This window comes from Bradyrhizobium sp. C9, from assembly GCF_002532045.1.
In the GTDB taxonomy this organism is placed as follows: Bacteria; Pseudomonadota; Alphaproteobacteria; order Rhizobiales; family Xanthobacteraceae; genus Bradyrhizobium.
The window spans coordinates 241,935-263,544 of record NZ_NWTG01000001.1 but is presented as its reverse complement, the minus strand read 5'-3'; the positions used below and the strand labels follow the sequence as shown (position 1 = coordinate 263,544).

The 21,610-nt window shown below is 65.8% G+C and carries 21 protein-coding genes; 5 read left to right on the top strand and 16 right to left on the bottom strand.

Features of this window, described 5'->3' with window-relative positions; all coding sequences use genetic code 11:
• Positions 1-38 precede the first annotated feature (38 nt).
• From phnE (CO675_RS01155) to phnC, 4 genes are all read right to left on the bottom strand, one after another.
• Positions 39-887: a phosphonate ABC transporter, permease protein PhnE gene (phnE, locus tag CO675_RS01155; protein WP_097670205.1), complete on the bottom strand. Its 849-nt coding sequence runs from the start codon at positions 885-887 to the stop codon at positions 39-41.
• The gene (gene phnE / locus CO675_RS01150; RefSeq protein ID WP_097670204.1) at positions 884-1,768 is read right to left on the bottom strand and encodes a phosphonate ABC transporter, permease protein PhnE; all 885 of its coding nucleotides are present in this window, start codon (positions 1,766-1,768) and stop codon (positions 884-886) included. Before phnE (CO675_RS01150) ends, phnE (CO675_RS01155) begins: the two co-directional genes overlap by 4 nt.
• A gap of 81 nt (positions 1,769-1,849) precedes the next feature.
• The gene (gene phnD, locus CO675_RS01145) at positions 1,850-2,782 is read right to left on the bottom strand and encodes a phosphonate ABC transporter substrate-binding protein (protein WP_097670203.1); all 933 of its coding nucleotides are present in this window, start codon (positions 2,780-2,782) and stop codon (positions 1,850-1,852) included.
• Positions 2,783-2,858: 76 nt separating this feature from the next.
• A complete protein-coding gene (gene phnC / locus CO675_RS01140; RefSeq protein WP_097670202.1) occupies positions 2,859-3,674 on the bottom strand; it encodes a phosphonate ABC transporter ATP-binding protein in 816 nt (271 codons plus the stop codon).
• Positions 3,675-3,884: 210 nt separating this feature from the next.
• Here phnC and CO675_RS01135 point away from each other — a divergent pair, with 210 nt between their 5' ends.
• Genes CO675_RS01135 through CO675_RS01125 form a run of 3 tightly spaced genes read left to right on the top strand, consistent with a single transcriptional unit; the run spans position 3,885 to position 6,432 of the window.
• Positions 3,885-4,550 (top strand): LbetaH domain-containing protein, encoded by a 666-nt coding sequence (locus CO675_RS01135; protein WP_097670201.1) that lies wholly within the window; start codon positions 3,885-3,887, stop codon positions 4,548-4,550.
• On the top strand, positions 4,547-5,719 hold the full coding sequence (locus CO675_RS01130) for an alpha-D-ribose 1-methylphosphonate 5-triphosphate diphosphatase (RefSeq protein WP_245452591.1): 1,173 nt from the start codon (positions 4,547-4,549) through the stop codon (positions 5,717-5,719). The genes CO675_RS01135 and CO675_RS01130 overlap by 4 nt, the downstream gene beginning before the upstream one ends.
• A gap of 20 nt (positions 5,720-5,739) precedes the next feature.
• Complete coding sequence (locus CO675_RS01125) at positions 5,740-6,432, top strand: DUF1045 domain-containing protein (protein ID WP_097670199.1); 693 nt, start codon at positions 5,740-5,742, stop codon at positions 6,430-6,432.
• On the opposite strand, the gene CO675_RS01120 is transcribed toward CO675_RS01125, so the two are convergent.
• A complete protein-coding gene (locus tag CO675_RS01120) occupies positions 6,429-7,379 on the bottom strand; it encodes a LysR substrate-binding domain-containing protein (protein WP_245452590.1) in 951 nt (316 codons plus the stop codon). The genes CO675_RS01125 and CO675_RS01120 overlap by 4 nt on opposite strands.
• Positions 7,380-7,553: 174 nt before the next feature.
• Between CO675_RS01120 and CO675_RS01115 the strand changes: the two genes are divergently transcribed.
• Both CO675_RS01115 and CO675_RS01110 read left to right on the top strand, forming a co-directional pair.
• Positions 7,554-8,684 (top strand): aromatic ring-hydroxylating oxygenase subunit alpha, encoded by a 1,131-nt coding sequence (locus tag CO675_RS01115; protein WP_245452589.1) that lies wholly within the window; start codon positions 7,554-7,556, stop codon positions 8,682-8,684.
• A 32-nt stretch (positions 8,685-8,716) separates the two neighbouring features.
• Positions 8,717-9,505: a crotonase/enoyl-CoA hydratase family protein gene (locus tag CO675_RS01110; protein ID WP_097670198.1), complete on the top strand. Its 789-nt coding sequence runs from the start codon at positions 8,717-8,719 to the stop codon at positions 9,503-9,505.
• A gap of 12 nt (positions 9,506-9,517) precedes the next feature.
• Here the strand turns inward: CO675_RS01110 and hemC are convergent, their stop codons facing one another.
• The 11 genes from hemC to CO675_RS01055 form a co-directional block, all read right to left on the bottom strand.
• Positions 9,518-10,489, bottom strand: a complete 972-nt coding sequence (gene hemC, locus CO675_RS01105; protein WP_097670197.1) for a hydroxymethylbilane synthase — start codon at positions 10,487-10,489, stop codon at positions 9,518-9,520.
• A 102-nt stretch (positions 10,490-10,591) separates the two neighbouring features.
• Positions 10,592-11,212 (bottom strand): bifunctional nicotinamidase/pyrazinamidase, encoded by a 621-nt coding sequence (gene pncA / locus CO675_RS01100; protein ID WP_097670196.1) that lies wholly within the window; start codon positions 11,210-11,212, stop codon positions 10,592-10,594.
• On the bottom strand, positions 11,212-12,030 hold the full coding sequence (locus tag CO675_RS01095; protein ID WP_097670195.1) for an aspartate dehydrogenase: 819 nt from the start codon (positions 12,028-12,030) through the stop codon (positions 11,212-11,214). Before CO675_RS01095 ends, pncA begins: the two co-directional genes overlap by 1 nt.
• On the bottom strand, positions 12,030-13,448 hold the full coding sequence (locus CO675_RS01090; protein ID WP_097670847.1) for a M20/M25/M40 family metallo-hydrolase: 1,419 nt from the start codon (positions 13,446-13,448) through the stop codon (positions 12,030-12,032). The genes CO675_RS01095 and CO675_RS01090 overlap by 1 nt, the downstream gene beginning before the upstream one ends.
• A gap of 144 nt (positions 13,449-13,592) precedes the next feature.
• Complete coding sequence (locus CO675_RS01085; protein WP_097670194.1) at positions 13,593-14,081, bottom strand: Rid family hydrolase; 489 nt, start codon at positions 14,079-14,081, stop codon at positions 13,593-13,595.
• Between the two features lie 19 nt (positions 14,082-14,100).
• Entirely contained in the window at positions 14,101-14,478 is a 378-nt protein-coding gene (locus tag CO675_RS01080) for a c-type cytochrome (protein WP_245452588.1), read from the bottom strand.
• 29 nt (positions 14,479-14,507) lie between these two features.
• On the bottom strand, positions 14,508-16,100 hold the full coding sequence (locus CO675_RS01075) for an NAD(P)/FAD-dependent oxidoreductase (RefSeq protein ID WP_097670193.1): 1,593 nt from the start codon (positions 16,098-16,100) through the stop codon (positions 14,508-14,510).
• Between the two features lie 124 nt (positions 16,101-16,224).
• Positions 16,225-16,977, bottom strand: coding sequence for a 2-amino-5-chloromuconate deaminase CnbZ (gene cnbZ / locus CO675_RS01070; RefSeq protein WP_097670192.1), 753 nt, complete (start codon positions 16,975-16,977; stop codon positions 16,225-16,227).
• A 295-nt stretch (positions 16,978-17,272) separates the two neighbouring features.
• Entirely contained in the window at positions 17,273-18,493 is a 1,221-nt protein-coding gene (locus CO675_RS01065; RefSeq protein ID WP_097670191.1) for an ABC transporter substrate-binding protein, read from the bottom strand.
• A gap of 200 nt (positions 18,494-18,693) precedes the next feature.
• Positions 18,694-20,124 carry an amidase family protein gene (locus tag CO675_RS01060; protein ID WP_245452587.1) on the bottom strand — a complete coding sequence of 477 codons (1,431 nt, stop codon included), beginning with the start codon at positions 20,122-20,124 and terminating at the stop codon, positions 18,694-18,696.
• A gap of 54 nt (positions 20,125-20,178) precedes the next feature.
• The gene (locus CO675_RS01055; RefSeq protein WP_097670189.1) at positions 20,179-21,597 is read right to left on the bottom strand and encodes an amidase family protein; all 1,419 of its coding nucleotides are present in this window, start codon (positions 21,595-21,597) and stop codon (positions 20,179-20,181) included.
• Between the last annotated feature and the right edge of the window lie 13 nt (positions 21,598-21,610).

Below are 21,610 nucleotides of genomic sequence, written 5' to 3'. Positions count from 1 at the left end.
CGGCCTCTCCCCGCGCGCGGGGAGAGGCGAAAGAGAGGCTACACCACCGCGCGCTGGCCGATGATGGCAAAGCGCAGCTTGCTCGAGATGAAATCGATCGCAGCCACCGCGATCAAGATCATCAGGATCAGGAACGACACCTTCTGCCATTCCAGCACGCGGATCTGCTCGGCGAGTTGCAGGCCGATGCCGCCGGCGCCGACGATGCCGATGATGGTGGCCGAACGGGTATTCGACTCGATGAAGTAGAGCACCTGGCCTGCGATCACAGGCAGCACCTGCGGCAGCAGGCCGAAGCGGATTTCATGCAGCGCGTTGCCGCCGGAGGCGCGGATGCCCTCGACCTGCTTGCGATCCGCCGCCTCGATCGCCTCCGAGAACAGCTTTCCGAACGCGCCGAAGTCGGAGACCATGATCGCCAGCACGCCGGCGAACGGGCCGAGGCCGACGACATTGATCCAGACCAGCGCCCAGATCAGCGTATCGACACCGCGAATCGAATCCAGGAAGCGGCGCACCGGAAAGCGGATCAGGTTCGAGGGGATGACGTTGCGCGCCGCCAACAGGCTGACCGGCAGCGCCAGCAGCGCGGCGAGCGTGGTGCCGAGCAGCGCGATCGACAGCGTCTCGCCGAGCGCCTGCATGTAGAGCGGGAACGACGAGCCGGGATTCGGCGGGATCATCATCATGGTGATCCAGCCGAGCTGGCTCATTCCCGAGATCAGCCTGGACGGCGAAAAGTCGAGATCGACCAGGCCGTATGCAAAGATCACGAGCGCCGCCACGATCACGACCGGCATCGCCAACCGTGCCGACGCCGGGCGTTCGAACACGCCGGGGTACTTCGCACGCAGTTCCGCCGTGTCCGGCTTCGGCAGCTGGCTCATCGCCGGGTCTCCTTGCCGAACAGCCGGCCGCGCAGCCAGCCGGTCGAGATGTCGATGATGAAGACAGTGACGATGATGGTCACGAGCATCGCGCTGACGTCGGAATAGTAGAACTTGCGGATCGCGACCACGAGTTCCTGCCCAATGCCGCCGGCGCCGACGAAGCCCATCACCGAGGCTTCGCGGACGTTGATCTCGAAGCGCAGCAGCGCGTAGCTTGCGTAGCCCGCCGAGACCTGCGGCAGGATGGCAAAGCGCATGCAGGACAGCCAGCTCGCGCCGGTGGAGCGGATACCCTCGACCGGCTTCATGTCGGCATTCTCGACGATCTCGGCGAACAGCTTGCCGAGCGCCCCGGTGGTGTGGATCGCGATCGCCAGCACGCCGGCCATCGGCCCGAGGCCGAATGCGATCACGAAGATCAGCGCGAACACGATGCCCGGTACGGTGCGGGCAAATTCCAGCAGGCGACGGATGATGAAGCGCACCCACGGGCCCGGCGAGGTGTTCTGGGCGGCGAAGAAATTCAGCGCGAACGCAAACACAGCGCCGGTCAGCGTGCCGACATAGCTGATCAGCAGCGTCTCGCCGAGCATCTTCAGCCATTTATGCCAACCCCAGAACCATTCGGCGGGATCGGTCCAGACCCGCGCGCCCGAGTCGAGCGTGAGGATGCGATCGAAATAGCTGACGAAGTTGCCGAAATAGGTGAACAGCGTGCGCAAATTCACCTCTGCGCCGAATGCTGCGATCACCAGGACGGCGCAGAACACGGCCACCGCCAGCGCGGCCTTCAATCGCTTGCGCGCGACGGCCTTGCGGTACGTGTCTTTCAGCACGGCGAGCTGCGGCGCGGGAAGAATGGATACGGCGGTTGCCATGATGCTGGTCAGTGGAAGCTGGAGGTTGAAACGGAAAGAGCCGGGTCATGAAACCCGGCTCCGCGTGTCTCCGTGATGCGATCAGCTCGCCTTCTTGCGCAGCCGGTCGACGAACTTGATCAGCTCGATCGTGCTGTCCCAATCCTTGGTCGTGGCCGGATGGAAGCCCTTCTTCTGACCGTCGGAGAGACGGTCAAAGGCGGCCTTGTCCTTGGTCGGCGCTTCGAAGAAGGCCTTGGCGATCGCCGCCTTCAGGTCGTCCGGAAGGTCGGAATTGTAGGCGTAGGGCCCGTTGATGATCGGCGACGACTTGTTGATGATGCGGAAGTCGTCCTTCTTCATCGCCGAGCCGTCGGCATTCTTCAGCATGCCCTTGGTCAGCATCTGCGCGAGCGTCGAGTCGTCCTCGTTGGTCCACTGGTTGGCCGCGATATCGACGGTGCCCTGCGCCAGCGCCAGCACGGCGTTTTCGTGGCTGCCGGTGAACACGACCTTGCCGAAGAAGCCCTCGGCATCAGGGATGCCCATCTTGTCGAGCTCGAAGCGCGGCACGTTGTTGCCCGAGGTCGAGTTCGGATCGACCAGGCCGAGGTTCTTGCCCTTCAGGTCTTCCACCTTCTTGTAGGGGCTGGAAGCCTTGACGAAAAACACCGAATAGTAGCCGGTCGAACCGTCGGCGTTCATGTCGTTGGCGAAGGCGTCGGTCTTGACGCCGGTCAGGCGCGCGCGTGCGAACGAGGCCGAGCCGTAGCTGGCAATCTGGATGTTGCCGGCGCGCTGACCTTCGATCACGGCCGCGTAGTCGTTGGCAATGCGCAGCGTGACCTTCACGCCGAGCTCCTTGGACAGATAGGCCACGAACGGCGTCCAGCGCTCGGTGACGCCGGAGGCGTTCTCGGCCGGCACCACCGCGAAGGTGAGCTCGGGATATTTTGCTTTCCAGTCCTGCGCGAATGCCGAGCCGGTGAACGCCAGCACGGCGGCGCCGGCCAGTATGATGCGACGAGTGAACATGACTACCCCTCTTTTGTAGTTACACCTGTTGGCCAGGCAAAACGCCCGGCCTCGCAGATTGGAAAATGCGCGCCGCTCAGGCCGCGGCAGCGGTGCCGAGCGCCGGAACCGTCGTGCCGTCGGGCGCGGGCATTGGCGCGCCGCCCATGACGTCATTGGCCTCGAGGTCATAGAGCTCGCGCGCGATATGGTCGGTGAGCGCCGCCGGGGCGCCGTCGAACACCACCCGCCCTGCCGCCATGCCGATCAGCCGGTCGCCATAGGTTCGTGCGAGATCGAGCGAGTGCAGATTGCAGAGCACCGTGATGCCGAAATGCTTGTTGATGCGCAGCAGCGCGTCCATCACGATCTTGGTGTTGCGCGGATCGAGCGAGGCGATCGGCTCGTCGGCAAGAATGATGTCGGGCTCCTGCACCAGCGCGCGGGCAATCGCGACCCGCTGCTGCTGGCCGCCGGATAGCTGGTCGGCGCGCTGCGCCGCCAATTGGGCGATGTCGAATTGCTCGAGCGCCGAGAGCGCGAGCGACCTGTCCTGCTCCGGCCAGACCTGCGCCAGCGAACGCCAGGACGGGATCTGCGCCAGTCGGCCCATCAGCACGTTGGTCAGCACGTCGAGACGACCGACGAGATTGAATTGCTGGAAAATCATCGCCGAGCGCGCCCGCCACTGCCGCAGTTCCTTGCCGCGCAGCGCCGTGACGTCGGTGCCTTCGAACAGGATACGGCCGGAGGTCGGATCGGCGAGACGGTTGATCATCCGCAGCAACGTCGACTTGCCGGCGCCGGAGCGGCCGATCACGCCGACAAAGCTGCCCGGCGCGATCGAAAAGGATGCGTTATCGACTGCGGCCTTCTTGCCGAACCGGCACGTCAAACCTTCCACCACCAGCATGCAATGCTCCAACCGCGTCGTGTTGGGCCATCGCTATCCCCGGTGCTTGACAGTTATGTGACGTGGCGTTGCAGTGCGGCGATCGTCCACACCCCTTCCTTGTCGTTCGTTTGACGTCATCGCAACGTCATGATGTTGTCATCAAGCATCCCGATGACGAGCGCGCATCTCCCCGGAAGCCAAAGATTTACAAGAGTTGCGGAGGCCCCGATGGCCGGAAAAACACTCTCGGTTGTGCCGACGATCGACCCGACCGCGTCGGTGCGCGAGAGCAAGCTCGGCAAATACACCGAGGTCGGCGCGCGCACGATCCTGCTTGAAGTCAGCATGGATGACTATTCCTACGTCGTGAACGACAGCCAGATCACCTACACCTCGATCGGCAAGTTCTGCTCGATCGCGGCGATGACCCGTATCAATCCCGGCAACCACCCGATGCATCGCGCGACCCAGGCGCATTTCACCTACCGCGCCAGCGCCTATTTTCCCGGCGAGAGTGACGACACCGACTTCTTCAACTGGCGACGTGCGCATCACGTGCATATCGGCCATGACGTCTGGATCGGTCACGGCGCGATCCTGCTGCCGGGCCGGAATATCGGAACCGGCGCCGTGGTTGCCGCCGGTGCGATCGTGACCAAGGATGTCCCCGCCTACACCATCGTTGCCGGTAATCCGGCGCGCCCGGTGAAGCGGCGCTTTTCCGAGACAACAGCGGATCGTCTCACCGCGCTCGCGTGGTGGGACTGGGATCACGAAACACTTCGTCGTGTGCTGCCCGACTTCCGCAAGGTCGCGGTCGAGGAATTCCTCGACAAGTATGAGGCCGAGGCCGTATCCCGATCCCCGAACAAGCAATGGAGCGCCGCAACGTGACGGACATTTTCATTGAAGGCGGACGCACGCTGGTTGACGGTGCCTTGATCGAGACCTCGCTGCGGGTCTCAGGCCGCGACATCGGTGCACTCGACGCCGAACAGGGCCGCGCTGCGCTCCACTTCGACGCCGGCGGCCTGCTGGTGCTGCCCGGCATCATCGATCTGCACGGCGATGCGTTCGAGCGGCAGATGATGCCGCGCCCCGGCGTCGATTTCCCGACCGACGTGGCGCTGATCGACAGCGACCGGCAGGCGATCGCCAACGGCATCACCACCGTGTTCCACGGCACGACCTGGTCGTGGGAGCCGGGCCTGCGCAGCGCGGAGAATGCGCGCAAGCTGCTCGATGCGATCGAGGCGCTGCGGCCGCAGCTCGCCGCCGATACGCGCTTCCATCTGCGCCACGAGACCCATAATCTCGAAGCCGAGGCCGAGATCATTCAATGGCTCAGCGAAGGCCGCATCGACCTGTTCGCCTTCAACGACCACAGCAACGTCAAGCCGAAGAAGCGCAACCAGCTCGCCGAGCGCACCGGGCTCTCTATCGAAGCCGTCAACGACATGCTCGATCGGATCGTGGCGCGCCGTCCCGAGGTGCCTGCCTCGATCGCGCGGCTGGCTGCGGCTGCACGCGCGGCCAACATTCGCATGCTCTCGCATGACGACAACAGCCCGGCGATGCGTCAGGAGTTTCGGGCGCTGGGCGCCACGATCGCCGAATTCCCCGTCAATGAGGAGACCGCACGCGATGCCGCCGCCGCCGGCGACTTCATCGTGTTCGGCGCGCCGAACGTCGTGCGGGGCGGCAGCCACACCGGCTGGACCAAGGCATCCGACATGATCGCACAGGGCCTCTGCTCGGTGCTGGCCTCGGACTATTATTATCCGGCGCAGCTGCTCGCCGCGTTCCGCCTCGCCGCCGATGGCGTCCTGCCGCTTGCCAAGGCCTGGGACCTGATCTCGTCAGCGCCGGCACGCGCGGCGGGGCTTGCCGATCGCGGCGTGCTCGCCGCGGGCCGCCGTGCCGACATCATCGTCGTCGACGACAAGGTGCCGCTGCGGCCGCGCATCGTCGCCGTGATATCAGCCGGACGGCTGGTGCATCTGGCGGACGCGAGCTGCCTCGCCCACTCGCTCTCGCCGCGCAAAACGGTTGCGGCAGCATAGTCAGGACCTGTTCTGCCGCCATGGCCAACACGCCGCGCTACGCGATCTATTATGCGCCGTCACCCGATAGCGCCCTGCACCGCTTCGGTTCGACACTGCTCGGCTACGATGCCGTGTCGGGCGACGACCTGCCGTTTCCCGATGGCGTCGCGCCCGACTGGCGCGAGGTGACGGAGGACCCGCGTAAATACGGCTTCCACGCCACGCTGAAGGCACCGACCGCGCTCGCCGACGGCAGCAGCGAGGCCGAGCTTTTCGATGCCTGCGCCGCGTTCGCCGGCCGCGCGCGGCGCATTCCGGTGATCGAACCTGTTGTCGATGCCATCAGCGGCTTCATTGCCGTGATCCCGGCGAACCGCTCGGATGATCTGCAACAGCTTGCCGCCGATTGCGTCACCGAATTCGACGCATTCCGTGCGCCGCTGACGCCGGAAGATCGCGCGCGGCGCAAGCCCGAACGGCTCACGCAGCGGCAGCGCGACTATCTCGATCGCTGGGGCTATCCCTACGTGATGGAGGAATTCCGCTTCCACATGACCCTGACCGGACGGCTGGGCGAGGAGCGCCGCGGCCCGATCGTGGCGCGGCTGCGCGAGCGGTTCGCTGCGATCGAGCTTGGGCGGCTGGCGATCGACCGCATCGCGCTGTTCAAGCAAGCCGACGGCGCATCGCGCTTCCGGATCATCGGCAGCTGGCCGTTGCGCGCCACCTAATCGGGTTTCGCGAGCTCGGCCAACAGCCACTTCTTGAATGTCTGCAGCGCGCGATTTCGCTGCGCGCCCGGCGGATGAACCAGCCAATAGCTGCCGGCGACGTGGCCGACAGGCAGCAGCCGGCGGATCGTGCCGCGCCGTTCACTCTCCCCAATGAAGGGTTCGAGCGCGAGTGCAACGCCCGCGCCGCGTTCGGCAGCCTGCAGCGCGGCCACAAAGCTGTCGACCGAGATCGCGCGCGTTGCCGGCGGCGCAGGCTCACCGGCATGCCTGAACCAGAGCGGCCAGGCCGCGGGGAAGGTCGTCACGTGGATCAGGGCGGCGCGGCCAAGGTCGGCTGTGGTGCGCAGCTTCAACCGCCGCGCCAGCGCAGGCGCACCGACCGGGACCGTCCTCACATCCATCAGCCGATTTGCAACGACGCCTTCGGGCTTGTCGGGGCCGAAGCTGATGCCGGCATCGAATGTCTCGGTGTCGAAATCGACATTGCGGTTCGAGGTCTCGATCGCGAGATCGATCCCGGAATGCTGGGTGAGGAACGAGGACAATCGCGGGATCAACCAGGCCGACGCGAATTGCGGCAGCACCTTCAGCCGTAGCCGATGCTGGCCAGCCGCCTCGACTGCCGACTCCGCCTGCGCCAGCAGCGCGAAGGCGCGACCGCTCGCAGCAGCCAGCTTCTCGCCGGCATGGGTCGGCCGAACGACGCGATGGGCGCGATGAAACAGCGCGACGCCGAGATGGACTTCGAGATTGCGGATGCGATGGCTGATCGCCGAGGCGCTGACGTTCAGCACATCCGCAGCTTCCTTGAAGCTGCCGAGCCTGACCGCGACATCGAACGCCTGCAGGGCCAAGAGATGCGGCGGCCGGAGGCTTGCAGCGGCGAGGTCGTCCCTCCCCTGCAATGGTCGCCGGCGCCTCGGCCTCGGATTGTTCCTGCTCATCGGCCGATCCTAGCGGCCGGCCGCCGTCGATGTCGCGCGAAAAATCAGTTCGGATGAATGTCATTCATCCGAACCCGGCTCGTTTCGCTTGTCGCGCGAGGCGCAATACGAGATCCTGTCGCTCAAAGCACACCGGGCGGCGGCAAGCCCGGCTGACAGAGCGGGAGAACGGCGATGAAGGCACAGCTCGCGGACGAAGCATCCATCGTCGACCGCATCCTCCGGCATATCGACGCCAAATCGACCGATCTCAGCGACGGCATCTGGCGCGAATCCGTCGCGCATTATCTGTCGCAGGATCGCTTCGCGGCCGAGATCGAACACGTGTTCCGCCGCACGCTGACGCCGTTCTGCCCGTCGGCTGCGCTCGCCGGGATCGGCGCTTATGTCGCGCGCGACGCGGCGCTGACGCCTGTTGTCGCGATCCGTGGCGCTGACGGCGTCGCGCGCGCCTTCCGCAATGCGTGCCGCCACCGCGGCGTGCAGCTCGTCGACGGCACCGGCTGCCGGAAGGCGCTGACCTGCCGCTATCACGGCTGGACTTACGGCCTCGACGGCCGGCTCCGCGGCGTCCCCGATGATTACGGCTTTCCCGGCCTCGACAGGAGCACGCACGGCCTTGTGCCGCTCACCTGCATCGAGCGCGACGGCCTGGTGTTCGTCTCGCAGGACGATCCCGCTGCAACGTCGGACGCCCGCGACATGCCGACGCTATTCGGCGATGATTGGACGCTCTACGCCACCACGACGCAGGAGGTCGAGGCCAACTGGAAGATCGTCGCTGAAGGGTTCCTCGAAGGCTATCACATCCGATCGACGCACCAGGATACGTTCTATCCGCTGCAATACGACAATCTCAACGTGATCGAATCCTTCGGCCGCAACAGCCGGATCAGCTTTCCCTATCGGCGCATCGAGAAGCTGCACAACGTGCCGCCGGCCGAGCGCAAGACGACCGGCATGTTGACGCACGTCTATCACTTGTTTCCGAACGTGATGCTGTCGACCTTTCCGACCAACCGGTTGATGACTGTGCTCGAGCCGCTTGCCGCTGACCGCACCCGGCTCGTCACCTACACGCTGTCGAACCAGATCGCCGCCGAAGACGGCCGCGCCGCGGTCGCCCAGGGACGCGACTTCGTCACCGCGGGCGCGGCAGAAGACCGCGAGATGGCCTGCGCCGCGCAGCGCGGCCTCGCGACCCGGGCGAATACCCACTTCACGTTCGGACTGTTCGAAGGCGCGATCCGCCATTTTCACCGGAACCTGGCTGCGGTCATCGAGAGCCGAGCCGACGCCCGCTGATCCGCCCCAACATTGCGCAGCGAGGACCGAGCATGCTGGACCATCCCACCGTCAAATACCGAACCGAGCAGGCCATCGCGATCGTGACGATCGATCGCTATGACGAGGCGCGCAACGCGGTCAATCCGGAGACCGCGCAAGGCCTGGCACAGGCCTTTCGTACCTTCGATCGCGATCCGTCGCTGTCGGTCGCGATCCTGACCGGTGCAGGCGGCGCGTTCTGCGCCGGCTTCGACCTCAAGCGCACCGCGGCCGGTCATCGCGGCCACCGTGTCGAGAACGGCGATGGCCCGATGGGCCCGACGCGGCTGAAGCTGTCGAAGCCGGTGATCGCCGCAGTCGAGGGACCGGCCGTGGCGGGCGGGCTCGAGCTTGCGATCTGGTGCGATCTCCGGGTCGCGGCAACCGATGCCACCTTCGGCGTCTACTGCCGGCGCTTCGGGGTGCCGTTGATGGATCTCGGCACCGTGCGCCTGCCGCGGCTGATCGGGCACAGCCGCGCGATGGACATGATCCTCACCGGACGCGGCGTCTCCGGCGAAGAGGCCGGACGGATCGGGCTCGCCAACCGCGTGGTGGCGTCAGGCACGGCGCTCACCGAAGCACGCAGCCTCGCCCAGGATCTGTGCCGCCTGCCGCAGGCGGCGCTGCGCAGCGACCGGCTCTCCGCGATCGAGCAATGGGAGCTCGGCTGGGATCAGGCCACGCTGAACGAATTCCGCCTCGGGCTGGCGACGGTTGCGAGCGGCGAGACCGAGGCCGGGGCGCGTCGCTTCGCGGCGGGCAAGGGCCGGCACGGCGATTTCGCCGACATCGCCTGAGGAGCGCCTGCGCTACTCGTCGACCCGGGTGCGGGCGATGATCTCGGCGGCGCCCTTCGCGAGCAGCTCCATGCCGACGGCGCGGCCGAGTTCGCGCGGGCGGTCCGCCGGTCCGCGCCGCGTCGCCTCAATGAAGCCGGCGCCGGCCTCGTCGAGCACGGAGGCACGCAGCGTCAGCTCGTTTCCAGCGAGCGTGGCGTGGCCCGCGATCGGCGAATTGCAATGGCCGTTGAGCACCCACAGCACCTCGCGCTCGGCCTCTGCGGCAAGCCGCGACGGCGCGTTGTCGATTCCGGCAAGCCGTGCCCGCGTCGCCCAGTCGGTCTCGACGCATTCGACAGCGACGATGCCCTGGCCAACCGCCGGCAGCATCTCGTCGACGGAGAAATCATGCGCGATGCGCGCGGTCATGCCGATGCGCTCGAGGCCGGAACGCGCCATCACCAGCGCATCCGCCGGCCCCACCTCGCCGCCATCCGGCAGCCGCTGCTTGGCACCGCGATCGAGTTTTGCAATTCGCGTGTCGGCGGCGCCGCGGAAATGAATGACCGTCGCCTCCGGAAACAGCCTCCGCAGATAGGCGGCGCGGCGCACGGCGTTGGTGCCGATCATGAAGCCCTTGCCGCGCGAGGCGCGAAACGCATCCAGCGTCAGGCCCGGCCGCAGCACGAGGCTGTCACTGGCGGCATCGCGCGCCAGCATCGCGGCGAGGACGAGGCCCGGCGTCTCCTCATTGCCCGGCACGTCCTTCAGTGAATGCATCGCCGCCTGCAGCGTGCCCGATCGCATGGCTTCGCGGATCTCGGCGACGAAGGCGCCGCCCTTGCCGCCGTGACGCAGCAGCTTGCTGGTCTGGTCCTGGTCACCGCGGGTCTCGAACTTGACGATATCGACGGCAAGGTCGCCCGCCGAGGCGCGGAGCAGCCGCGCGACCTCGTCCGTCTGCGCGAGCGCCATCGCGCTCTTGCGCGTCCCTATCCGCAAAACCTGTCCCGACACGAAAGCTCCGCTGCGTGATCATCAACGGCAGGGGATTAGAACAAAAGGCCAGTTAAAACAATGGTTTTTGCCCCTGTCCGGGGACGCTCAGGCGATCTCCTCAACGAGCGCCACGCCGGCCTGCCGCATCGCTGTGGTCGCAGTCGCAAGCGAGCCGCCGAGATCGATTGCGCGGCAGCCCGGCAGCACGACCGTGGTTTCGAAGCCGAGCCGCCGCGCATCGAGCGCCGAATACTGCACACAGAAATCCGTCGCGAGCCCGGCCATCACGACCCGCTCGAGGCCGCGCTCGCGCAGATAGCCGGCGAGCCCGGTCGGTGTTGTGCGGTCGTTCTCGAAGAACGCCGAATAGGAATCGATCGCGGCTCGGAATCCCTTGCGGATCACGAGCTCGGCCCGATCGGTTGCGAGGTCGGGGTGAAACGCGGCGCCCGCCGTGCCCTGGATGCAATGATCCGGCCACAGCGTCTGCGGCCCATAGGACATCGTGATCGCGGAGAACGCCGCCGCGCCCGGATGAGAGCTCGCAAACGAGCTGTGGCCCGCCGGATGCCAGTCCTGGGTCAGCACGACATGGTCGAAGCGCGCGGCGAGCCGATTGACCACAGGCACGACGGCATCACCGTCGGCCACCGCCAGCGCGCCGCCGGGGCAGAAATCGTTCTGCACGTCGATGATCAGCAAGACATCGTCGGGCCCGATCTTCATCACGTTCCGATCCGCAACGACGCGCGTAGCTTGCGCAGACAGGCGATCACCGACAGTGCGGTGATGCGGCCGGTCTTCGGGTTCTCCGAGGGGATGTTCTCGATCATCATCGAGAATCGCGCCGAATCGGAATCGACCTCGATGCGGTGGGTGTTGCGCGTCACCGTCGGATCGGCCCAGATCTCGACCCTGGTGCGATCGGGGCCGATGCCGGCGAGCGACAGCGCCACCGCGACGTTGAGATTGGCCGGAAAGCCCTTTGCGGCGTCGCGCGCGCTACCCTCGAAGACGCGCAGCGGCTCGGTGATCCCTTCGATCCGGATGTCGTTCTCGACCAGATGCGGCGCGCCGACGAGGCCCGCGACCGGCTTCCGCGTCACCAGTCTCGCCGAATGAATGGTCCCGATCGCGGCCGCAGTCACGGCATCGAGCCCGATCAGCGCGCCGGTCGGCACGATGATCTGGCCACCATGCGCCTTCGCGAGGTCGACCAGGTCTTCGTTCTGCAACAGTGCGCCGACGCTGAGCACGACCGCGGTCTTGCCGCGCTCGACCACCGGCGCCACGATCGCGCGCACCAGCCTGCTCGGCGCGCACTCGACCACGATGTCGGCGACCTCGGCCAGCTCATCGATCGGCACCAGCTTCGGCGCCGACTTGAGCGCCGCGACCCAGCCGCGGTGCTTGTCCGGACTATTGGCCGACACCGCAACCAGGGTGAGGCCCTCGATGCCTTGATCGAGTGCCTTGACGACATCAGTGCCGATCGCGCCGAGGCCAGCGACAGCAACCCGTGTCTTTGCCTTGCCGTCGGCCATCATTTCCCACCGGCGAGCATCTTGACCAGGCGATAGAGATATTCCTCGCCCTCGTAGAACGATTTGACGAGCACGCGCTCGTCCTTGCCGTGGGCGCGGTTGTCATCGACATCGGATCCCAGTCCGGAATGGCCGTAGGTCGGAATTCCGGCATTGCGCAGATAGCTGCCGTCGGTGGCGCCGGTGCTCATCACGGGGACGATTTCGGCATTCGGCCAGAATTCCTTCGACAGCTTCTCGACCGATCCCATGATCTCTTCGTTCAAGGGTGACGGCGGGCTCAGCACGGCCTTGCCGGTCGAGGTCACCTCGATCTGCTTGTCGGCGAGCACGCGCTCGATCGTCGCCTGAACGCCTTCGACCGGCTCGCCGGGCAGGATCCGGCAATTGACCTTGGCGGTTGCCAGCTGCGGCAGCGCATTGATGGCGTGGCCGCCTTCCAGCATGGTCGCGACACAGGTGGTGCGGAGCTGCGCGTTGTAGCCGGGATTCTCCGACAATCGCGCCAGCGCCGCCGGGTCAGGCTGCGGCGCCAGGATCGCCTTGATATCGTCGGCATGCGACTTGTCGACCTCGGCGGTCTTGGTGAAATAGATCCGCGTGGTCTCGTTGAGATTCATCGGGAAGTCGTATTTGGAGAGCCGCACCAGGCCCTCGGCGAGCCGATAGATCGCATTGTCCTTGCGTGGCAGCGAGCTATGCCCACCGCGATCCTTCACGGTGAGCAGGTAGCCGATCGAGACCTTCTCGCTGGTCTGCACGCTGTTGCGGATCGCCTTGCCGTTCTTCAGGCCGACGCCACCGCCCTCGTTGAGCGCGAACTCGGCGTCGATCAGGTCGCGGTGGTTCTTGATCAGCCACTGCATGCCGAGAGCGTTGGAATCGAGGATCTCCTCGTCAGTCTCGAGCGCGACGATGATGTCGCGGTCCGGCTTATAGCCCTCCTTCTTGTAGCGGATCAGATTGGTGATGAAGGCGGACGCCATGTACTTGTCGTCGCCGGAGCCGCGGCCGTAGAAATAGCCGTCCTGTTCGGTGAGCTTGAACGGATCGACCGACCAGTCCTCGCGGTTGGCGGGAACGACGTCGATATGGGCGACCAGGAGGATCGGCTTGCGCGCGCCGGAGCCGTGCAGCCGCGCCACCAGATTGCCCTTGTGCGGTGCCGGCGAGAACACATGCACGTCACTCTCGGGGAAGCCCGCCGCGCGGAGCCGCGCGCCCATCGCCTCGGCCGCCTTCTGGGTGTCGCCGGTCGCGGTGGTCGTGTTGATCTCGACCAGCTCCTGGTAGATGCCGCGGGCAAATTGCTGCTGCTCGGTCAGTCCCTGCGCGCCGGCGCCGGACGCCAGCAGGACCGGCGCGACCGCTGCTGCGAGCTGCAGCGATCGAACCATGTTTCGGGTCTTGTGCGACATCGTGCTCTCCCAGAATTCCACCACCTGATTTGGAGATGAATTCAGACAGGCGGCACGCGCTTTGGCAAGACGGCGAGCCCTTCAATTTCCGCGCGCATGCTCCGCGCTTTCGCGCCCGCTATTTGGTGTCCTTATTTGGTATCCTCATTTGGCGTCCTTGGCCGCAATCACCTCGATCTCGACCAGGAATCCGGGATTGGCGAGGGCTGCGACGCCGACCACCGAACGCGCCGGCAGGTTCGGCTGGCTGCCGCCGAAGAACTGGGTGTAGCCCTCCATGAAGGCCTTGAAGTCCATCGGCGCAGCCGTGCTGTGCACCAGGAACACCTGCATCTTGACGACGTCGCCCATGCCGAGCCCCTGGCCTTCCAGAATGGCCTTGATGCGGTTGAAGACACCGACGGTCTGGGTCTTGGTGTCGCCATAGGCCTGCGGGCTCGACGGATCGGCATCCTTGTTGACGACCGGCGGCACCTGGCCGCTGACATAGACCGTCGTGGTGTTGCCGGTGACGGTCACGGCCTGCGCGATCGGGAATGTCGAATTGGGAATCGGATGCCTGACCACGTCAGCCGAGGCGGCGGTCGCCATCGCCGACAGCGCGGCGCCCAACACGATAGCGGTGAATTTCATCGAACTCTCCTCGAAATGGTTAGCGGCGGGCGTCCTGGACGTCCTTGGTCGTCACCGCGTCCTGATAGTTGTTGCCGAAGTGCGTCCGCAGATAATTCACAACCGCGGCGACCTGACCATCGGTCATCATGTCGCCGAACGCCGGCATACCGCGTCGGCCGTTGACGACGAGGTAGATCGGGTAGCTGCCGGATTCGAGATTCTTGTTGCCGGCGAGCGACGGATAGCTGCCGGCGCCGCTCGCGCCCGTCGCATCCGGCATGTGGCAGCCCTGGCAGACATTGCCGAACAGTTCCTCGCCGGTCATTTCCACGAAACGGTAGCCTGAAGAGAACGTGCGCTTGGTCACCCCGCTGTCCTGCCCAAGCGCCGCAGTCGCCGACATGAGTGCCAGCACGGCGATAACCGATGTTCCTGTCCGCACCATCATGTCTTCACCACGCGTTCGTGCAATCGGGTAATGGCGTCGAGCGCGGACAGCATGGCGCCCTCCTGCCAGGCCGGCAGCTGCGAAGCGTGCTCGCCCGCCAGCGCGATGCGGCCGTCGATCTGGCAGAGATTGCGGTATTGCTGCGCCCGCCCGGCTTCGGTCCACTCGCCGGCGCAGCCGAGCGTGAACGGCACCCGATGCCACGCCACCGCGACGCCGTTCTCGAACTCGCTCTTGTACTGCGGATGGATCTTGGCGCCGAACTCGACCGCGCTGGCGACCCGCTCGGCCGGCGTCATCGCGGTGAACTCGAAGGAATTGGCGCCCTCATACAAATAAGCACCGAGCAGGACACCGCGACCGCCGCGGTTGAAGCCATAGTTCGGATAGCCGATATTCCGGATCGGCAGGTCGGTGTAACTGATGCCGCCGTAGATCGCCTCATCCTCCTCCCAGAACCGCCGCTTGAACTGCAGCCCGACCTTCACCGAGGCGGCGTAGGGCAAGGAATCGATCGCATTCTTCATCGGCCCGCCGACATCGACCGGCAGCTGGCTCAGGATCGGCAGCGGAATGGTGCAGATGCACCAGTCGGCGGTCGCCTGCTGCACGGCGGAGGGACTGGCGGTGTCGACATAGCTCACCGTGACGCCGGAGCCGTTCTGCTGGATCTGTGTCACCTTGGCGTTATAGCGGATGAGATCGCCGACCTCGCGCGCGAACGCCTTGCCGATCATGTCCATGCCGCCGACCGGCTGGAACAAGGTGGTCTGGAAATCGTAGCGCGCAAAGCTCTGCAGATACCGCCACATCCGCGACCGCAGCAGTTCCTGGAGCGAGATCGGGTCGCTGGGCAGCGGATCGCCCATCAGGCCGCCACCGGGATCGCGTGCAAAACCGCGAAACTCGGCGGAGCCGAGATTGGCATTGTACTTGTAGTCGCGATCCAGCGCGCCCCAGTCGCGCAGCGCCTGCAGCAGGATCTCCTGGTCTTCCTTGCTGACGAGCTCGTCGAGCCTGCCCTGTTGCGTGACTTTCCCGAGCAGCTCCGAGACCTGGCCCTGGAAGTCCGCCTTGATGCTGCGAAAGCGCTGCGGCTTGCCGTCGAATGCGCGCGTCGCGTGCAGATAGGCATTGTGGTTGAGCTGGATGAAGGGTTCCAGCGTCACGTTGAGCCGGCGGCAGTAATCGAGCAGCGCGCGATGATGATAGGGAATCCGCCACGGGCCGGGATTGAGATACAGCCCCTGCTCGAACTGGCAGGTCTGCTTGAAGCCGCCGAGCTCGGTAAAGCTGTCGCCGCCGCGGATCGTCCAGTTGCGGCCGCCGGCGCGGTTGTTGAATTCGAGGATCTGGACCTTGTAGCCGGCCTTGCGCAGCTCCAGCGCCGCCGTCATGCCGGCAAGCCCCGCGCCGAGAATCAGCACCGAAGCGCCCTTCACGTCGCCGGTGAGCTTGAGCGGCCCCTTGTAGGCGGACTCGGATGCGAAGCCGAGGCTCGTCATCGCCTGATACATCGCCGAACTGCCGGCGATGGTCCCGATCAGCGCCAGCAAATCCCGCCGCCTGATCACAGATTCGTTCTGCACCCGCGTTCACCCAGCCGCTGATTTCGATGGCGAAGGGAAACGGTTGACGCGACCCGTGTCAAGAAAGCGCACGCGCTTCCACATGCACCCACACGCGCTTTTGATGCGTCGCGCGACCGAACCATCACACCACGCGCTCGCGATGCACGCGCCGGCAGTCCATCTCGAAGTCGAGCCCGACCACCGGCGGCCGGTCGAAATGCCAGGTCAGGCCGTCGCGAAGCGCGCCGCGGCGGCCGAGCTCGCTTTCGAGCACCGGGTAGGCATCATGCACGGTGTAGAGCTGCACCGCGGTGGTGTCGCGCCAGGAGGCGCCGAACGCGCTCATCCGGCGTTCCATCTCGCCAAGTACGAATTTGGCTTTGGCCAGGATGCCGGCCGGGCTGGTATCGCCGAGCGCTATGGTATGATCGCGATAATTGGCCTTGCCCTCGACCGACTCGCCGCTGCCGGCGATAACGAAGCTCGTCGGTGCGTCCTTCGCCGCCGGCACCGTGTAGCAGAAGGCGTGGAACGACGGCTCTGTGGGCGGATCGAGCTTCGGACAGACATTGCTGCGCGCCACCGGATTGGCGCCGTCGCGCATCGCGCCCCAGGCGATCAGCGTCTTGATGTAGATTTCGTTGAACGCCTTGAACCCGTCCTCGGTGAACGGCGCCGGCGAGCGCAGCTCGCAGGCAGCGAACGCGGTGAGCGGGCGGCCGGCATCCCCAATGATATCGGCAATCCGTTCAAAACCCGCGCTCAACGGCACCGGTTCGGAGAACCTGACCCGCGCGATGGCATAGCCGGGCAACGCACCGACGCCGCAGGAATACTGACTGACGCCGGGCATGAAGCGGTAGCCGCCGTCGGGAGCCTCGATGGTGCTGGTCATGGTGCCTCTTCAACACGATGATGCGGCCGTCGCGATAGCGCCGCGGGATGGAGGGTACGCGCGAACGGCTCGATTTCATCACGGTTGTCGTCCTGGCGAAAGCCAGGACCCATAACCACCGAATTTGATTGTGAGAGGGATTGTGGCGCCAGCGTCGCGCAACAAGTCTCATTTGGGGTAATGGGTCCTGGCTTTCGCCAGGACGACAGGGGATGTGCGGCACTGCCTACATCCTCAATCGTCGTCCCGGCCTTCGCCGGGACGACGGCGAGTGTGTGGCGCCGAGCCTCGCGCTTCAGTGCGCCTTGGCGATGTAGGGGCAACCGCCTTCAGCGAGTGGACGGAAGGCCTGGTCGCCCGGCACCGTCGCGAGATATTCGTAGAGATCCCACTTGCCCTTGGACTCTTCCGGCTTCTTGATGCGCATCAGGTACATGTCGTGCACCATGCGGCCGTCCTCGCGCACCACGCCGTTCTGGGCGAAGAAATCATTGACCGGGGTCTTGCACATCTGCGCGATCACGGTTTCCGAATCCGCCGAGTTGGTGGCGGCGACCGCCTTGAAATAGTGCCGCAGCGCCGAGTTGACGCCGGCCTGGTAGGCCGTCGGCATCGCGCCATGCCGCTTGAAGAACTCCTGGGCGAAGACGCGCGTCTCGGGCGTGCGATCCCAATAGAAGGAATCCGTGAACAGCAGATCGTGGGCATGCGCGAGGCCCAGCGCCGGCACGTCGGTCAGCGTCACCTGCAGCGCGACGAGCTGCATGCTGGCGCGGATGTTGAATTCGTCGGCCTGCGACACCGCGTTGCGGAAGTCGGAGCCGGCATTGGCGAGCGCCAGGATTCTTGCGCCGGAGGACTGCGCCTGCAGCAGGAACGACGAGAAATCGGCAGTGTCGAACGGATGACGGACCGCGCCGAGCACCTTGCCGCCCGCCGATGTTACGGCCTTGCTGGCGTCGCGCTCCAGCGCCTGGCCGAACGCATAGTCGGCGGTGAGAAAGAACCAGGGCGTGCCGCCGCGCGCGACCACCGCCTTCGCCGTCGCATTCGAGGAAGCGTAGGTGTCGTAGGTCCATTGCACGCTGGTCGGAGAGCATTGCTTGCCGGTGAGATCGGATGAACCGGAGCCCGAGATCAGGAACAGCTTCTTGCGTTCGCGGGTCACGGTCTGGATCGCGAGCGCCACCGCGGAATTGACGCCTTCGGCGATCACGTCGACACCCTTGTTGTCGATCCAGTTGCGCACGATGCCGGTCGCGACGTCGGGCTTGTTCTGGTGGTCAGCCGAGATGATCTCGATCTTGCGTCCGGCGACCGTGCCGCCGATCTCCTCCGCCGCCATTTGCGCCGCGATCACCGAACCCGGGCCGTTGCCGTCGGAATATTGCCCGCTCATGTCGGTGATGATGCCGACCCGCAGGACACCGTCCTCCGCGCGAGCAGCGCCGGCGGCAAAGGACAGACACGCGGCGACAATTGCGACCAGGACAGGCGAGCGTTTCGTGATGGACATTTCGTTTCCAAGGGTTCGGATGGTTCGGACGATCTCCTGAAGGAATCAGGGATCGCCGACAACCCCGTGGCCGGCATGGCGCTCTGCGATTCCGCGCACAAATTCCGGGAGAAGGAACATGGCTCGTCGCCGTTCATGCGAACGCCGCGACGAAATTTCGCCGCGGCGTTCCTTGCAGTGCTGATGGTTTCGAAATCGCCTCAGCGACGCTCCCACAATTGCCTTGCCAGAATGCCGACCTTGCGCTCGATCGCCTCGGCGGCATCGAGACACATGTCCTCGCGATAGCGCGAGCCGACGATCTGAACGCCGACTGGCAATCCCTCGTGCAGCCCGACCGGCACCACGGCTGCCGGCAGCCCGAGCACGTTCATCGACGAGATGAAGCGCAGATCGTTCCAGAACAACTCCTTGACACGCTGGTCACCGCCGAGATCGGCATTGACCTCCGGCGTCTTGCGCACCGAGGTCGGCATCAGCACCAGCGGATACTGTTCGAGGAAGGTCATCCAGTTCCTGATGTGGCGCGAGCGCTCCGCGATCGCCTTCATGTAGCCGGCCTGATCCAGCGGATTGGCCAGCGCCATGAAGCCGTGGAACGTCTTCTGGAAGTCGGCGCTGGAGGTCGCCAGCATCTGGTCCTGCTGCAGGATGCGGGTCTCGGTCATGATCAGGTCGCACCAGAGCTGCCAGACCTTGTTGAGATCGGGCACCTCGACCTCGCTGACCGCGTAGCCCGCATCGGCCAGATGATCGGCCGCCTTGCGCTGAAGCGCGATCACGCCGCGATCGGTCACCATGTCTTCAGGGATCTTGGCGAGCGCGACCTTGACCGGCGCGGCCGGCTTCGGCCCCGTCAATGGCGCCGGCACGTACCAGGGATCGCGCGGGTCGCGCTGCGCCATCACCTCGAGGCCGAGGCGCACGTCGGCGACGTGGCGCGCCAGCGGTCCTTGCGACGACATGAACTGCGCCATCAGCGGCCGTTCCGCCGTGGCGCTGGGATTGAACGCCGGAATCCGGCCCTGGGTCGGCTTGATGGTGGCGATGCCGTTGCAATGCGCCGGCCAGCGCAGCGAGCCGCCGATGTCGTTGCCATGTGCGATGGTGCCGATGCCGGCTGCGATCGATGCGCCGGCGCCGCCCGAGGAGCCGCCGCAGGTCACGTCCGCGTTCCAGGGATTGCGCGTCAGGCCGTGCAGCGGGTTGTCGGTGAAGCCGCGGAGCGAGAATTCCGGCGTGTTGGTCAGGCCGATGATGATGGCGCCGGCCTTCTTGAGATTGGCGGTCACCGGCGAGTCGCCCGGCGCGATATTGTCTTTGAAGGCAACCACACCGTTCGAATTGGCCTGGCCCTCGACGTCGATGTTGATCTTGATCGTGACCGGCACGCCGTGCAGCGGTCCCACAGCGCCGCCCTTCCCCTTGCTCGCCGCCAGCACCTCGTCGGCGACCTTGGCCGCCTTCAGCGCAGCGTCGCCGAGATCGACGACGACGGCGTTGAGCGCCGGGTTGGCTTCCTTCTTGCGGTCGAGATGGGCGCGGACCACCTGCTCCGAGGTCACGTCGCCTTTCTTGATGGCCGCCGCCGTGTCCACGGCGGACCATTGCCAGATCGGTGCATTCGTCACGTTGTGCTCTCCCTTGATGCTCAGTGTTTATTGTTGGTTTCGAAAACCGTGCGTTCAGTCGCGTGGATCGATCGGCGTCAGCGTCGACGCGCGCGCCTCGATCACCTCGGCAACGGCGAGACAGACATCCTCGCGGAAGCGGCCGGCGATCACCTGGACGCCGACCGGCACGCCGCCGGCGGTGCCCGTCGGCACCACGACGGACGGAAAGCCGAGCGCGGGGACGGCAAGCAGCGGTCGCTGCGCATCGAGCAGCGCACGCACCACCGTTGCGTCTTCCTGATCCTGATCGAAGCGGAACGGCAGTTGCGCCGAGACCGGCAGGATGATGACCGGGCAGCGCTCCTGGAACAGCTGCCAGGCTCGCACGATCGAAAGCCGCTGCTCGAAGCAGGCCAGCACCTGATCGCCGTCGAGTTCGGGCGCATAGGCAATATGGCAATCGAGATTATAGCGGCTTCGATCGTCGCCAAACTTGCGGATCATCGGCGCCAGCACGCGCCGCTCCTCGTTGATGACAAGGCGATGCCAGAGATCGGCGGCCTCCGCGAGCCGCGGCGGCGAGGTCTCCTCCACCGCAAAGCCAGCCTCGGCGAGCCAGCGTCCGGCGGCGCGCACCGCTGCGCTGACCTCCGGCGCCTCGTCGCCGAACGGCGCCGCCGCGATCGCAACGCCGACCGGGCGCTTCAGCGGTGCACCTTGCAGCGGGACCGGCAGCCATGTGCCGTCGCGCGCATCCGCCTGCGCCATCGCGGCGAGGCCTGCGCGCAGATCGGCGACCGAGCGCGCAAGCGGCCCCTGCACCGACATCATCTGCGCCGTGATCGGGCGATCTGTTGTCGCCGACGGATTGAACGAGGGAATTCGTCCCGGGGTCGGACGCAGGCCGGCGACGCCGCAGGCATAGGCGGGATAGCGGATCGAGCCGCCGAAATCATTGCCATGCGCGATCGCGCCCATGCCGGAAGCGACCGCCGCTGCCGCGCCGCCGCTGGAGCCGCCCGGCGTCAGGTGCCGACCCCAGGGATTATAGGTCGCGCCGTGCAGATCGTTGTTGGTGAACCAGCGGTGCGAGAACGCCGGCGTGTTGGTGCGGCCGACAATGACCGCACCCGCCTTGCGGAAATTCGCGACCACCGGGCTATCGTCGGTGGCGATCACGTCGCGGAAGGCGACGACGCCGTTGGTGGTGGCGTGGCCGCGCTGATCGACATTGACCTTGATCGTGACCGGCACGCCATGAAGCACGCCGAGCTCCGCGCCTGATTTCACCGCGGCATCGGCAGCATCGGCCGCCACCAGCGCTTCGTCGGCAAGCACCTCGACAACGGCGTTCAATGCCGGATTGACCTGCGCAACACGGTAGAGGCTGGACTGCACGGCTTCCCGGCTCGAGATCGCACCGGCCGCGATCGCGCGCGCCAGGTCGACGGCCGACCAGCTCCACAACTCATTCTCGCGCCGCGTGACCATTGTTGTTTCCTCC

Bases quoted from the DNA above. Each gene is read 5' to 3' on its own strand.
- CO675_RS01125 (WP_097670199.1), top strand. From the start codon at position 5,740: ATGGCCAACACGCCGCGCTACGCGATCTATTATGCGCCGTCACCCGAT.
- CO675_RS01120 (WP_245452590.1), bottom strand. From the start codon at position 7,379: ATGAGCAGGAACAATCCGAGGCCGAGGCGCCGGCGACCATTGCAGGGG.
- cnbZ (WP_097670192.1), bottom strand. From the start codon at position 16,977: ATGACCAGCACCATCGAGGCTCCCGACGGCGGCTACCGCTTCATGCCC.
- CO675_RS01135 (WP_097670201.1), top strand. From the start codon at position 3,885: ATGGCCGGAAAAACACTCTCGGTTGTGCCGACGATCGACCCGACCGCG.
- CO675_RS01115 (WP_245452589.1), top strand. From the start codon at position 7,554: ATGAAGGCACAGCTCGCGGACGAAGCATCCATCGTCGACCGCATCCTC.
- CO675_RS01055 (WP_097670189.1), bottom strand. From the start codon at position 21,597: ATGGTCACGCGGCGCGAGAATGAGTTGTGGAGCTGGTCGGCCGTCGAC.
- pncA (WP_097670196.1), bottom strand. From the start codon at position 11,212: ATGAAGATCGGGCCCGACGATGTCTTGCTGATCATCGACGTGCAGAAC.
- CO675_RS01110 (WP_097670198.1), top strand. From the start codon at position 8,717: ATGCTGGACCATCCCACCGTCAAATACCGAACCGAGCAGGCCATCGCG.
- CO675_RS01095 (WP_097670195.1), bottom strand. From the start codon at position 12,030: ATGGCCGACGGCAAGGCAAAGACACGGGTTGCTGTCGCTGGCCTCGGC.
- CO675_RS01090 (WP_097670847.1), bottom strand. From the start codon at position 13,448: ATGTCGCACAAGACCCGAAACATGGTTCGATCGCTGCAGCTCGCAGCA.
- phnE (WP_097670204.1), bottom strand. From the start codon at position 1,768: ATGGCAACCGCCGTATCCATTCTTCCCGCGCCGCAGCTCGCCGTGCTG.
- phnC (WP_097670202.1), bottom strand. From the start codon at position 3,674: ATGCTGGTGGTGGAAGGTTTGACGTGCCGGTTCGGCAAGAAGGCCGCA.
- phnE (WP_097670205.1), bottom strand. From the start codon at position 887: ATGAGCCAGCTGCCGAAGCCGGACACGGCGGAACTGCGTGCGAAGTAC.
- phnD (WP_097670203.1), bottom strand. From the start codon at position 2,782: ATGTTCACTCGTCGCATCATACTGGCCGGCGCCGCCGTGCTGGCGTTC.
- CO675_RS01085 (WP_097670194.1), bottom strand. From the start codon at position 14,081: ATGAAATTCACCGCTATCGTGTTGGGCGCCGCGCTGTCGGCGATGGCG.
- CO675_RS01065 (WP_097670191.1), bottom strand. From the start codon at position 18,493: ATGTCCATCACGAAACGCTCGCCTGTCCTGGTCGCAATTGTCGCCGCG.